The following is a 12,694-nucleotide window of genomic DNA, read 5'->3' as shown; positions in this document are numbered from 1 at the left end:
GCAGCTTTCACAACAGACCATAGCCTCACCAATTTCTTTATGCAGGCCGGTTTCAATGCTGCATAGCAGCTTTCACAACTAAGAGAGGGGTTGCGATATAGGGAGGGGGAAAGAGTTTCAATGCTGCATAGCAGCTTTCACAACGGAGCGATGCAGGATGGATGTCGTTTTATGACTTTTTTGTTTCAATGCTGCATAGCAGCTTTCACAACGTAGTTGAAACATGTTTAAACTCCCGGATATCATTCAGTTTCAATGCTGCATAGCAGCTTTCACAACTTATTCTTACGGATACCATGCTGCAGCAGTATATTATGTTTCAATGCTGCATAGCAGCTTTCACAACCCTTCCGGGATAACGATGCGGTCAGGAAGTCCCCAGTTTCAATGCTGCATAGCAGCTTTCACAACTTTCACCTTTGAGTTTTTCGTACTGATCAATATATCGTTTCAATGCTGCATAGCAGCTTTCACAACATGGGGCCTCGTTCTCGTGACCCCAATAGCGGTTGTGTTTCAATGCTGCATAGCAGCTTTCACAACCCATTTATTACACAATAAGAATTCCTCACAATATCAATAATAATAAGGCGTGAACGATGGTAAGTTAACATGGCCACAGATTAATCTTAGCCAGTTCATTGGAATAAATCTAAATCATTCAAGTACAGCTAAACCTAAATAATGTCTAAGTCCAAAGCGATTTTTAGTTTGTCGTCGACCTCCCGGCTTTTTTACGCTATTATGGGTCGACGGCAAAAAAATAAATAATGTTCTTAAGCCGTATTCTAACAATTTGCGACAAACGGTCCACAAAATTTTTTATTCGCCGCAAATATGCAGATTCCTGCTTTCCAGTGAAATCCAAACGAGATGGACGAAAACTTGAATATTAGCATATGCTTTCCCGAATAATATTCGCGGTCTGGCAGTGTCTGCTTGCTATAAACATTTATGATTAGCTCTTGACTTTAATTAGCTGATCTTTATCCCTTAGATGGTGAGGCGATTCACAACCTGACAGATCCGATCAAAAGCGATTAGGAAATTATTTCTATATTCTTGCCGTCACAGACTATGCCGATACGTTTCAGCATACCTAAATGATATTTCATAACCTTCAGTAGCGCATCCTCCGGCGACTTGGCGAACACTATAACTGAATCGTTCCAGTTGACTTCCTGCCCGCTATATTCCTCTACTTCTCCATCGCAGACATACCAGAAAAATTTCATGCTTGTCATCCCTGTGATTTATCAGCAGAGATCTGGCTTTTCGACGTAGCAGGTTGGTCACCCAAAAGCTCGGTTATACTTACACCAAGGGCGGAGGCGAGTTTAAACAAGGTTTTTGCGGTAGGACTATTTTCTCCCGCTTCAATATAATGAATCGAAGCTTGAGATACACCTGATATTTGTGATAGTTGTTCTTGCGAAAAATTTAAACACTCGCGCCTTTGTTTAATTTTTATACCTACGTCCAACTGGATGCACTCCTTTCCCGATCATATATTCAGTATATTGATATTTATCTCTATTGTCAATCATTATTTTGATATGACACGTCCCTATTTATCACTTATAATCAGAATAGTGATATGATCGGAGGAATAGTACATGCCCAAGATAGGTCGCCGCTTACGCGATTTACGGATCCAAAAAAAGTTGACGATGAAAGAAGTCGCCGAAATTGCTGGAATTGCCCAATCTTCAGTCAGTTATATTGAAACTGGTAACAATTCTCCAAGTATTGAAACATTAGAAGCTATTCTAACGGCATTAGGAATTACAATCGGCGAATTCTTTGCAGAAGAGAAACCGGAGCTTGAACCGGAACTCCGCCAATTATTGGATACCGCTAAGAAATTGACACCAGAGCAGAGAGAACTTGCTCAGCGATTACTTGACGCCTTAAGTAAGGATTAAAGAGCCGCACAAAATAAAAAAACTGCCCGAAAGAGAATTATTCTTCCGGCAGTTTCCGGGTTATGGAGATTAGCGGTATAAAGCGGTATATATTAAGTGTAATCCCTTGCCGCCTTAATTATCCTCCAGTATCCCAAACAATGTTTAGCGAAAATAGGGCCTGACCTGACCCAATCCACAAGTAGTCTGCCAGCCTGCGCCGGCATAAAATGCAAAACGGGCCAGCAGATTGAGAAGTAGTCTAAGCGGCAAATAATTGTTAACTACTCGATAAGAAAATTTGCCGACAAAGCCCACCGCGCTGCGGTTCCCAAGGTCCGCCCGGCAGGTTTCGGCGATATAGTTGGTAATATATAGAGCATCCTCGATTGAATACCGTGTTTCATCAATTAACTCCGGTGAAAAAGCGTTCCAGGCATCAAGCAGTGAACCCCAAAGTAAGCGGGGCAACGGGAAAGGAAGTTCAAAATTGCGTTGACGGAAGCAGGTAGGGGTAATGAACGAAAGCGTTATCTCAACCGGCGCCTCCGTAGTCGCCTGCAAAAGACCGCTAAACGTATCGTTCCCAGCATCCGCGTCTTCCTCTACCGCTGTGGTCGCGCCGTCAATTTCGAATACAGCGTCACCGATTCGTACGCCGCTGCCCGCTATGGCAGCCTGTACCAAAGCGGCGGATATTTCAGCATTTAAACCGCACAATCGCCAACGAACCGCCTGACCGGCCGTCAAAGGCACTTCCCGTCCACGCCTCACCGGTCCGAATAGCGGACTTACGGTCAAAGGCTTGCGGGCATTGGTATCATGAAGACGCACTGTCAAAGCAGGATCAAAGCGGCCGATCATATCCAACGCCGCAGCATACGCCATTGCGCCGTGGGTTGCCGGTAGTGATGCTGTGTTTAATGACTTTAGACTTAGGACCAAGGCGGTCAACTCACTCGCGTTGACGGTCATGCAACAGTGCCTCCTACGATTTAAGCAATTTTTGTAGAACAGCCAGCCGGGGAGTTGCTTTCTTTCTGGTATTTGGGATCAGGGTTTTGTGAGCCCCGAAATGCTGTCCGGAAAAATCCGTTACGCGGTACCCCCAGATGTGGAAAAATATGCACTCTCAAATCAGCGAATTCTTTTTTAGTCTGTTTTTTCCATGATACCATAGCCGACAGCTGTTTTGGCCCCTATCCCACATTCCTCTAAAACTTTTAAGGTATATTCTTCGGCAACATCTAATGGCCACCGGCCATTAAAAACACCATCCTTGACAACTTGATTCTTTTCTTTGGTAATACCTATCGCTATTTGATATCTTGTCTTCTCCACAACCAAAAATGGAACAGGCACTGGGTTATAATAATCCGTCGGAGGTTTATCACCAGAACTAGAATAGTATGGTCCAAAATGAGGATTCATGATGTCTGTTTTCACCTTTGGCGCTTCCTTGGGCAATGCATCGAAAAAAATGATACCACCCTGAATAGCCTTAAAATCACCATCCGCTATTCCGCCGAATATTGCACGGAAACCTTCATCCCTTAAAGCGGCTGTCTGTGAACCTTTTTCCTCGCCACCAAAGCATTCTTGAATTATGTAGCTGCGCACGGTGCCTTTTAATGAACTCCCCGGAAGATAAGGAAAACCGTAAATCCCATGCAAAGTGATGCTTGTTTCATATACGGAAGCGCTACCTAAACCAATGACCAGGCGCCAGTTCCCCTTTACTGACAGTTCTTTAACCGCTAGCCCCATCTTTTTCTGAGTGTTTCTCTGCCTTAATATCAGATTCTCAAAAGGAATGTTATCGAACTTGGGCAACACCTCCACACCAGAAGCATCCTTTCTTTTCACCCGAAAAAACAAAAATTTGCCATCACTAAAGTAAGGCGTTTTATTTAACCGCAAAGCATAATTATCGATGGTTTGTATATTAACATATTTACGCGTATCTTCCGGCAAGTAATATTCGATGTTTTCAATTTCTTGTCCTTTGAGTGCCCCCCCACGTTCATGTCCCTTCTGTACAACTTGATCCGAGAAATACTGTTTGTTTGTCCGTTGGCCCTTTTGACCCTGGTATTGCCCAATAAGCCAAACCTTAATAGCTGCGGGTCGACCATTTTGCCCAATTCCTACTTCATATTCAACCTCTAGACCCTCAACAATTTGATGTTGTGTTCCTCTGGGGAAAGCAGTAAAATGAAAAAACACTTCTTCGTCTTTCGGGGTAATAATTTTTCCAAATCCCCTTTGCTCATTATAAAATTTTATTTTACCCTGCAATATCATCATCGGCCTCTCCTTCAATAAGGCCTTCCGCAAAGCGGCGGAGCCAGTTAAATAATGACAATACCTCCACAGTTGCCGCCCGATATTCGGGAGATCTGAGGCTAATGATCGTTTTGACTAAATCATTGTTTACGATAATTACTCTCTTAGGATCTTGCTTTAACCATTGTGTAGTCTGATTGTAAATCATTGCATAAACCGTATCAGACTTGGCTGGATCAGGGTCTGTCTTCGATCTTATAAATGCAAGTGTGGGACCGAGACCATTGGTTTTGATATACATCGGAATTTTTTTTACATAAGATTTATATTTCTTGGCGTCATTCTTGGTAAGCTTTTCAACAGCATCTTCTACTTTTTCATAGGCAAATGATGCCCGGCCCATCTCAAGTCCTTTGATGGAGTTGATTTGTTGAATCATTGCTAATCCTCCTTCGCTGTTAGATACAAATCTGGGTGATACCTTTGCCGATAGTGGCATTTCCCCCTAATTGCAATACACCCTCTAATCCGTCGACAAGAAACTGCATTACTGCTGCTTCAGGCCGATCTGCTTGAGTAAAACAACCTTTATTCTTGGCGAAAATAGGAGTTGCCAAAGCGAGAGAATAAAGGACAGTTTCACTCGGTAGGTATTCCTCAGTGAAAAGTGCTCCTTTTTCAACTATTCCCTTTACCGGATCTATTTTGATCCTAGTAATTACTTCGGTGGAAAGAGTTACAAAATCACGAAATTCATCATCGGATACAACTAGAATATCCTTCGCCATCTTACAACGCCAGTAGTCAAACGCTTCACCCTGCGGCACAACATGATCAGCCAGCCATTTTGCCAGCGCTGTGCAGTTTTCATCATTTTTATGCTTTATCTCCAAACTATACTCTTCAAGAATCACAACATCTGGATTATTTCTGATAAACAATTGGCATTCTTGGGACGCACAACTCTCTCCAGGAAGTGTAAAGCCAAGTTCTATCCTTTCACATTGTTTAAGATCACTTTGAAACCGTTGCAGCACTTTTGGGCAAGTAATCCACGCAAAAACACCCTGCATGGATTTTACCGGAAATAGTAGAACCCTTGCATCAGTAAAACCTAGCGCTCCGGCATGTTCATCCGCATTATATCCTTCCGGGCCAAATACTAATTCTATGCATTTCTTCAAGTCATCCCCGGACACTTTGTTTCCGTTAGCCATAAAAGTTTTACCATCCCGTTGCCGAACTTCAAAAGACTCTCGAATACATCCTTTGATCCCGGAACTCTCTACTTTGGGAAACCCTGTGTGACGTTCCCGCTGAATAGGTAAGTCAACGATGCCAAGATCGTTACCGCTGCCGGCATGAAGCGGTGTATCACATAGAAGGAATAGAGGTTTTGCAATTTTATACATACGAAGTCCCTCCCTTATTATTTTGGAAATGAAACTACGGTATAGTCCGCTTTTCGCCAAATATTGTATTCTTCACGCAACAACGCTTCATAACGGTCATGGACATGATCGCTATTAATATAACAATAGTTTATCAGCCGTATCTTTTTGCCAGGAGTTATTTTATATTGGATTCTAAAAGGAGGATTCGTACTTTTATATACATAAGTGTCCTCAATAGCTACGTGCTTTATTTGATCGTGTCTGAGTGTCTGAATTTCAAAATTGAAGTTGCTAATGTCACTAAACATCTGACGAATTGCCCGGTTTAGTTCACGTTTCACATTTGGATCATTTTCGGTAAAATACTTTCCTCCCCTAGGAACTTCAATAAAAATAAAACTTTGATATCTTTGCCAGAATATCTGCCCAATGGAATTTAACGCAGCCATACCTTCTTCTTCCCATACGCAGTTTTTAATATCCTCCCCGATGTTATGCTTGTAGCAGTAATGCTTCCAATCTTCTTCGATACCCTTTTTCAAGTCACCGAGCACGTGACTATATTTCTCGAAAATACCGTAATCAATTTCAATGGGCGCTTGCGGAATACGGATCAATTCGTTCGTGCGTTCAAAGGTGTAATATATAGGTATTTTGTTCACTTGCGCCATAATTGTCATACATGGAATGATTGCTTTGTAACCCCCGGTGATATTAAAAACGGTATTTTCAAAGTACGTTTCCTGGATAATTTTGTAGAGACACTCGATTAAATTGGGTAATCCGTCCCGCTCCAAGGTTTTACAATTTTCCACCTGTAATCCCGCTATAATATCCTCCTTTGGATTAAAAACCACGTTTCTGTCGCCAGGCCAAGCTAACATCGCTTCAAAAATAATTTCGGCGGCTAACCGAGAATCTACAGTATCGGTAGCCAAAAAAATTATATCTGCTGTTTCTCCAAGCTCCCGCTCAATTTTAAGAATACTGCTGATTTCCGCTGAGGCAATGTCATTGTTTTGCGCCCAAGGAAGAACTGCCTTCTTGATTCGTTCAATTCGAGGCTTAAGCCCCTCCCATTCTGTATGAGGACGTTGTACCCGCGCATACAAATCCCCAAAATCCAGATGTTGGTGTTTATAGTTTTCAAATATGGATGCCCCTACCGTTGTAACGATTCTTTTCATTATACTGCCCCCACGTAGGCAATACCGAAACCCTGTGGTGCATCATAATCCGATATGCTTTGTCCATGAAATACATCCAACACCAAGTCTGGCGTAGTCTCTGTTTCAAAATAGTAAACACTTCCGGCTGGTACAGCCCGCCGCATAGGTTTTGGCTTGCACTTGTCCATGTCCCAACCGCCAAGAGAATGGAATTTACCAATAGCCGCACAGATCAGCCTCATGTTTACACCGTTATATGTCCCTGTCATAGTTACAGAATCAATCCAGCCGGGTACCCACCCATTTTCAAATATTGCCGGAGTTGCAAGGTATAGTTTAAATAACCTGCCCTGCAATAGTACTTTCGGAATAGAATATGGGGTGGTTTCTTGGTATAGGGCAGCCTTACCTTCCCCACCAAGGCGGATAATACCTTCTCTTAATAAATCCATGCCTGAGAAATCAATCACCATAGAAACTGCTGATGTCTTTCTCCCCCTACGAAGAGAAGATTCTAGTCGCCTCATACCTATGCGGTAAAGTCTCGATTCTTCAGTAGTCCTGGTATCATACGACCTGGCAATGCCTATTTTCGCTTCTGTCAGTACATAATCATGCATCTTTTTAAAACAGTAGTGAGTTGAAAAACCGTCTAAGTATTCTTCAAATGTAAGATCGTCCAACAACCCGTCTTCAATTGATTCTGTGCGATTTTGCACCGCTGGCGCCAACATATATGGCAATGGACAGCTAGATAACTCCTCATTAGGCTGCAGGGCCATCGTGCCAGCTACCTTAGCGCCGTCTTTATCCCAAACAACGCAGTCCCCGGGCAGGAGAAAATGCACAAATTCTCCAATTTTGAGGTAGTATCCCCTAATCACAAGTCCCGCAGTTGGGTCATCTGCAGAGTTTACCTTGGCAAGAGCTTCCGGGTGCTGCGCAAAATACGCTGAGCGCAATGCTCCATACAATACCGACGGAGCAGGAGGAAATATACCGTTAGCCCATGTCTCAGCCCCCATAGTAAATGGTTTGCCATCACGGAAAAACAGAGTATCCAGAGCCCTTATCTCAATGATCATATTAAACCTCCCTGGCCAGAAACCGAGCAATGCTTAAAAAAGATAAAAATCTTTCAAGCCGCCCGCCATCAAGATATAACTGATATAAATTTTCACAGAACTCGTCGATCTTCGCATCATCCCACTGGCTATTCTTCTTGCTTGTCGCCGATCTGTATATAAGTCGTCGCACCTCGGTCTTAACTAATTTATCATCGATCACGGGCTGGTCATCATCCATAATGCGACCAAACTCAATACCCATCGACTTGATGAATGATTCTGAAATATTCTCTTCTTGCAAAGCTTTTACAACTGTTGCAAGCAAGGTTACCGTACACCGCTCATCATAACGCCATTTAAGTACTGTTTTATGTATTTCTCCGGAATGTTTTAACACAGCTAGCCCAATAGCATTTTTATTTATATCAATACTTTTGGCTTCATGCTCCATTTTACGTACCCACGCTAACACTTCTGATAGGGGTGTTTTTATATGGGCGATAACAACTCCTGCGGAAAAAGTTAAATGTTCATCACTAAAACAAGACAAATCAATAGTACGGTCAAAACTATTCCGCATCTCCTTCAGCACTGGTAGCATATGAGTGATATTGATAAATCCTAAAAAGTCATCCCCGCCGGCATATACTGCCTTACCCTTTGGCTCAATCAATATTTCCCGGGATGCTTTGAGCGCAAATATACCAAGTTGGCTGCTCAAAGAACGATGAAACTCACGCTGACCGTCCTGTGAATTCAGATACTCTCCAGACAGCCATTTCCCCATATTATCGCCGTCATAAAGCATTACAGCATAGTAGGACGAAAAATTGATTTTCTCTGTTTCTAGCAGTTTTAGCAAATTTTGTGCCTGAACTTTTGCTTCAGGTGTGCAATCATCATCAAAAGGTTGCTTGTTTCTCAGAGAAAAGACCATATGAGGCTCCGAAATATGGATATCATCGTGTCTTTTTTTCTTTAATTGGTTTTCCGTCTCCATCAGAGCTATAGCAGCCGTGGACGGAAATTTTTTGTCATATTGAGAACTGGGGCAAGTAAAATATTTGTCAGCACATCTTTTCACAAACGCAATTGCGCCAAGGCTTTCCTTCCTTCCGAGATACTTTAGACTCAAAGAACCCGGAACTTGAACTGCGCCAGCCGGAATATATGCTTGACCCTTTTCTCTGTAAAACTGAACATTATGCTCCCCTGTGATTGAGCACTTACGCCCTGACTCCTGCGATAACTGCTCAAATTTCTTTGTATTCTTGACTGAACCCAGTAATTTTTCGATTTGTTCGAAGCATTGACAATACTGCGGCTCATTGTAGGGATAAAATGTCCAGTAAATTTGAAAATAGCTATTAATCTGGCGATCAAAATCAGCCGGTTTATCTAGAGACAACGAGTTGAGAATACTATCAGAAATGGTTCGCATTTCTTGCCGTACTACTTCCTCTACCTCCCCGCCGATCCGGAGTAAATCCTCCTTGCTCGCAGTTAGAACAGCCAGAAATCGGTTGGGGATGGATTGGTTATGAATCTCGGGAAACAATATCTCGCCTTTAAGGTGATGTTCAACCCACCGGGCACCCGTACGGCACAAATGAGACAATATATAACTTCCCGCATATAAGTCTTGTGTTTTGCGCGCTTGACTGATGAATGATTGAACTGGCGTAATAGTGAATAAGAACAAGAACTGAATCATAAAATAGCCCCCTTAAACTCTTCACTCATAGGGTCATTGGACTTCCAACCAGGAGGAAATTCAGTATGAAGAGAAGTAATTACCGGACGGAAGCCCTGTTGACTTTTTATGATCGAAACATGTATCGGCGATGCCATTCTTTGAAGTTTCTGCTTTCTGTCATTCGGATCTTGCCTCCGGTTAAAGCCGGTATAATCACTATCCCAGTCATGTGAGGCCATTCCTATTGTTTTTGCTAGGTTATCGACTGAATCATATTCTCTACCAATTTGTATTTCTTCTATAAATGGATACTTAGCCCAACATTCTGCTGTTAGCCGAATAATATCGTTATCCAATTTGTATTTCTCAGGCGCAAGGTCCTGTAACCATTTGTAAATATCTTCAATCGTGATAAATGGAGAAACAGGAATTCCAGCTATTGCCGTTACAGTAAAACTTCCAAATCCTCGTCGGCTCCGTTTCCCTAGACCGCTCAAAGCAGCAATAAGTTTACATAAAGATATTAACTGGTCAGTAGAAAAGTATTCAGGTAAATCAATATATTTTAACAAAATACAAAAGTTTTGGTTTAAATCTATGGCCGGTATCTTAGAATTCTTTTTACATTCGTAAATATCTTTATCTAAACAAGGTTTACAGCCTGTTCTTCCCGTATGATGAGGCAACGGAGGGTAGGGATTCGTATTAAGTCCTGAAGGCGAGCTAATCTGAAGAAAAATTTTACTCCGACCCGTTTCCTGTGTAGCACCTCCGAAGAGTGAACTTTCCCGTTGACAAAGTTCTTTTGTTTCTTCCTCTAGTTGGACAGCTCGCCACCAGAAGCGTAATACCCCTTTCAGTGAAGCCGGGCGAAGTTCTGGAGTACGTCCGTCAACACCTGTAATAAACATAGGTGTTAATACATTACAATTAATTAAAATTCGTTGCACACTATCCCTCCTGAATTTTCAAACCACTCATAATAGCGTACCGCCTCAACGTCACTGTTGTTAGCCGTTCCCGCAAAAAAGCAAAGATTAATCTCAACCCGATAAATAAGAAGTCTCAGCCTTTACAAACACACTCACCAAGTTTATTCCATAATCCCTATCTAATTTTAATTTTTTCTGAATTGCCACCGAATTCATATATGTTATTTCAATCCATAATTAGGTAATTCCTTCTTTTTTCTCCTTTTTTCGATAAATATATATAAATAGCTACAATAACAACTCAGTTCACAGTAAATCAAAAATGCCCATGAAGCTAAATAGATCTAGCTCAGCGGGCACTATAAAAGATTTGTCGTATATCTACAATTTTCAATGTTATTCGCACTCACCCAAAAGGTTTCAAATATTTTTTTATTTTTTTGTCTGGGTTCCTCTTTTAGGCGATCAATTAACCCAGACTGAATTTCCATCATTTCAAGCGACAACTTAACCTATGTAATTACCTTTTATTTCTCCTATTGGAGTTGCTACTTATTTACTAAAACTACTGATGCTGTCCCAGTTTTCGATATCGGCATAAAGTTTCTCCGGTAGTGAACTGGGAAACTGAGGACAATCAACATAGCTGCGCAATTTCTCCGCCCGCTCTATAATTTGAGTTATTTCTACGGCATATTGATAAAATTCATCAGCTTTAACTCGTTCTACCGGAATAAACCCATGAGCAAGAATTGAGTAGTTACGTATCATGAGGTAGTTATTCAGGCTCTTCAATTTTTTTGAAAGTTCTTCTACCGCATTTTTTGGTAAACCCAAATTGATTAGAAGTTTATACCCTTCCATAAGGCCGATTTGAATTTTATCTCCACCAAGCTTCGTCTTAATCGGTTCATCATAATTCGCCCGAAGATTTTCTGGTAAAAGCAAGAGATCAATATGTCCAGTAAAAAGTGGTTGAGGCGGACAAGCAGCCAAGCACATTTGCTCTAGGAGTTCTAATGCCCGATAGACTCACTCGTCCGATACCGTCATCATACTGCCCGGCTTCAAACCGTCGCTGCGCATTCAGCAATAAGTCATGGACCGGGGCGATGCTTTTTAGACCGTAACGAGGCTCTCGGTTGGTCAGGTCAGTGATTGCCTTGGACTTAATGATATCATCTAAAAACATCATATACTGCGGGATATACCGATCATATAGCCGCAAGATATCCAGTGCTGCAGCATGGTCAAAAGTATCCCATGCCCGGAATCCCCGGGCCATGCTATGAAAAGCCTGAAGCAACCGGTCCTGTTTTGAATCGATATTAAATTCTTCACGGACTCCTTCTACCAAAGACTGGCATGAAACATAATCCCGTTGTGTAAAAGAAGATTCGATTTGTTTGAGATAACGATTCCAAATAGCAGTATTGCAACTTGTTAAAACCGTTCGTTGCGTCCCATCTTTTACTTTTACCGTATTAATTCTCTCTCCTATTACCAGGTTTAACTTTACCCCTAAATCCACAGCAGCAATCGCCAGTGCGGCTCCCATGGTTTTTGTCCCGCCGGTGTAATCCGCAATCCAATCTGCATCTGGATAGAGAGAGATGACATCCAGTATTTTGTTGTAGATAGTGCGATAACAATAGTCCATACTGTCCACATTGGTTATATTTACTTTTTCATATTGATCCGGACGTAATCCCGTGTGAACAACGATTGATGGTCGACGCTCAATTTGCCCATTTTTAAGTTTAACTTCCCAAGGATTATCTTCTCCATCAACCAGACGGTGAGTTCCAGGGGTTTTAACCGGAAAACCGTCAGAACTAGCAAAAAATACTATATACTCTGATTTATGATAGCGTATTGTTGTAATCACCGGTTCTGGCGAACCGCCGACAGTAACGAACAACACCTTATTCTTATTACGTTTAGTCATCTTGTCACCTATTCAAACAATATTCCAGCCAAAACTCAAATAGGCTCCTTATTAACATCTTGCTTAAGACCTTAACGGTATCACCACATCGCCGAAATTATTATACGCCGATTGTATGTATCTTCCCATCCCAAGCACTTCCTTTTTTTCCCTTAGCTTTTTAAACGACTTCCTAGCGTTTCACACACATCATCATGATTACCTTTCACTCTTGTACTACCCAAGTCCAAATAACACAAATATTGATATTCTACCAAACCAATCCAATTCCTACAGTATTTGATTACTAAGAAAATTT

13 protein-coding genes and 1 CRISPR repeat array (1 of these 14 only partly in view) are annotated in these 12,694 nt (G+C 41.8%); of the genes, 1 reads left to right on the top strand and 12 read right to left on the bottom strand.

The genetic code is table 11. From position 1 onward, the window contains the following. Positions 1-543: a CRISPR direct-repeat array (repeat unit 30 nt; unit sequence GTTTCAATGCTGCATAGCAGCTTTCACAAC); it reaches 218 nt to the left of the window's first position. Positions 544-1,040: 497 nt separating this feature from the next. Continuing rightward, the gene (locus MAMMFC1_RS13555; RefSeq protein ID WP_126309013.1) at positions 1,041-1,235 is read right to left on the bottom strand and encodes a hypothetical protein; all 195 of its coding nucleotides are present in this window, start codon (positions 1,233-1,235) and stop codon (positions 1,041-1,043) included. A 5-nt stretch (positions 1,236-1,240) separates the two neighbouring features. After that, positions 1,241-1,483, bottom strand: a complete 243-nt coding sequence (locus MAMMFC1_RS13550) for a helix-turn-helix domain-containing protein (protein WP_162499707.1) — start codon at positions 1,481-1,483, stop codon at positions 1,241-1,243. Between the two features lie 133 nt (positions 1,484-1,616). Between MAMMFC1_RS13550 and MAMMFC1_RS13545 the strand changes: the two genes are divergently transcribed. Continuing rightward, positions 1,617-1,925 carry a helix-turn-helix domain-containing protein gene (locus MAMMFC1_RS13545; protein ID WP_126309011.1) on the top strand — a complete coding sequence of 103 codons (309 nt, stop codon included), beginning with the start codon at positions 1,617-1,619 and terminating at the stop codon, positions 1,923-1,925. A 144-nt stretch (positions 1,926-2,069) separates the two neighbouring features. Here MAMMFC1_RS13545 and cas6 read toward each other — a convergent pair whose 3' ends face one another. From cas6 to MAMMFC1_RS13495, 10 genes are all read right to left on the bottom strand, one after another. After that, entirely contained in the window at positions 2,070-2,879 is an 810-nt protein-coding gene (cas6, locus tag MAMMFC1_RS13540) for a CRISPR-associated endoribonuclease Cas6 (protein WP_126309010.1), read from the bottom strand. 177 nt (positions 2,880-3,056) lie between these two features. Further along, positions 3,057-4,211, bottom strand: coding sequence for a type III-B CRISPR module RAMP protein Cmr6 (gene cmr6, locus MAMMFC1_RS13535; RefSeq protein WP_126309009.1), 1,155 nt, complete (start codon positions 4,209-4,211; stop codon positions 3,057-3,059). Then, entirely contained in the window at positions 4,192-4,629 is a 438-nt protein-coding gene (gene cmr5 / locus MAMMFC1_RS13530) for a type III-B CRISPR module-associated protein Cmr5 (RefSeq protein WP_126309008.1), read from the bottom strand. Before cmr5 ends, cmr6 begins: the two co-directional genes overlap by 20 nt. A 19-nt stretch (positions 4,630-4,648) precedes the next feature. Beyond that, the gene (gene cmr4, locus MAMMFC1_RS13525) at positions 4,649-5,602 is read right to left on the bottom strand and encodes a type III-B CRISPR module RAMP protein Cmr4 (protein WP_126309007.1); all 954 of its coding nucleotides are present in this window, start codon (positions 5,600-5,602) and stop codon (positions 4,649-4,651) included. Positions 5,603-5,619: 17 nt separating this feature from the next. Then, positions 5,620-6,771, bottom strand: a complete 1,152-nt coding sequence (locus MAMMFC1_RS13520) for a hypothetical protein (protein WP_126309006.1) — start codon at positions 6,769-6,771, stop codon at positions 5,620-5,622. Next, positions 6,771-7,838, bottom strand: a complete 1,068-nt coding sequence (gene cmr3, locus MAMMFC1_RS13515) for a type III-B CRISPR module-associated protein Cmr3 (RefSeq protein ID WP_126309005.1) — start codon at positions 7,836-7,838, stop codon at positions 6,771-6,773. Before cmr3 ends, MAMMFC1_RS13520 begins: the two co-directional genes overlap by 1 nt. A 1-nt stretch (position 7,839) precedes the next feature. Then, positions 7,840-9,534 carry a type III-B CRISPR-associated protein Cas10/Cmr2 gene (gene cas10 / locus MAMMFC1_RS13510; protein WP_126309004.1) on the bottom strand — a complete coding sequence of 565 codons (1,695 nt, stop codon included), beginning with the start codon at positions 9,532-9,534 and terminating at the stop codon, positions 7,840-7,842. Next, positions 9,531-10,466 carry a type III-B CRISPR module RAMP protein Cmr1 gene (cmr1, locus tag MAMMFC1_RS13505; RefSeq protein WP_126309003.1) on the bottom strand — a complete coding sequence of 312 codons (936 nt, stop codon included), beginning with the start codon at positions 10,464-10,466 and terminating at the stop codon, positions 9,531-9,533. The genes cas10 and cmr1 overlap by 4 nt, the downstream gene beginning before the upstream one ends. A 534-nt stretch (positions 10,467-11,000) precedes the next feature. After that, the gene (locus MAMMFC1_RS22705; protein ID WP_126309002.1) at positions 11,001-11,450 is read right to left on the bottom strand and encodes a hypothetical protein; all 450 of its coding nucleotides are present in this window, start codon (positions 11,448-11,450) and stop codon (positions 11,001-11,003) included. Then, a complete protein-coding gene (locus MAMMFC1_RS13495; protein ID WP_126309001.1) occupies positions 11,401-12,396 on the bottom strand; it encodes a TIGR02710 family CRISPR-associated CARF protein in 996 nt (331 codons plus the stop codon). The genes MAMMFC1_RS22705 and MAMMFC1_RS13495 overlap by 50 nt, the downstream gene beginning before the upstream one ends. Positions 12,397-12,694 lie beyond the last annotated feature (298 nt).

Origin of the sequence: Methylomusa anaerophila (assembly GCF_003966895.1) — a bacterium.
GTDB lineage: Bacteria > Bacillota > Negativicutes > Sporomusales > Sporomusaceae > Methylomusa > Methylomusa anaerophila.
Note: the sequence above shows the minus strand (reverse complement) of the source record. Positions and strands in the feature narration are given on the sequence as shown.

What these genes read in the sequence shown, in the direction of transcription:
- cmr6 (WP_126309009.1), bottom strand. Translation starts at nt 4,211, where the DNA reads ATGATGATATTGCAGGGTAAAATAAAATTTTATAATGAGCAAAGGGGA.
- cmr3 (WP_126309005.1), bottom strand. Translation starts at nt 7,838, where the DNA reads ATGATCATTGAGATAAGGGCTCTGGATACTCTGTTTTTCCGTGATGGC.
- MAMMFC1_RS22705 (WP_126309002.1), bottom strand. Translation starts at nt 11,450, where the DNA reads ATGTGCTTGGCTGCTTGTCCGCCTCAACCACTTTTTACTGGACATATT.
- MAMMFC1_RS13555 (WP_126309013.1), bottom strand. Translation starts at nt 1,235, where the DNA reads ATGAAATTTTTCTGGTATGTCTGCGATGGAGAAGTAGAGGAATATAGC.
- MAMMFC1_RS13495 (WP_126309001.1), bottom strand. Translation starts at nt 12,396, where the DNA reads ATGACTAAACGTAATAAGAATAAGGTGTTGTTCGTTACTGTCGGCGGT.
- MAMMFC1_RS13545 (WP_126309011.1), top strand. Translation starts at nt 1,617, where the DNA reads ATGCCCAAGATAGGTCGCCGCTTACGCGATTTACGGATCCAAAAAAAG.
- cmr5 (WP_126309008.1), bottom strand. Translation starts at nt 4,629, where the DNA reads ATGATTCAACAAATCAACTCCATCAAAGGACTTGAGATGGGCCGGGCA.
- cas6 (WP_126309010.1), bottom strand. Translation starts at nt 2,879, where the DNA reads ATGACCGTCAACGCGAGTGAGTTGACCGCCTTGGTCCTAAGTCTAAAG.
- cmr4 (WP_126309007.1), bottom strand. Translation starts at nt 5,602, where the DNA reads ATGTATAAAATTGCAAAACCTCTATTCCTTCTATGTGATACACCGCTT.
- MAMMFC1_RS13520 (WP_126309006.1), bottom strand. Translation starts at nt 6,771, where the DNA reads ATGAAAAGAATCGTTACAACGGTAGGGGCATCCATATTTGAAAACTAT.
- cas10 (WP_126309004.1), bottom strand. Translation starts at nt 9,534, where the DNA reads ATGATTCAGTTCTTGTTCTTATTCACTATTACGCCAGTTCAATCATTC.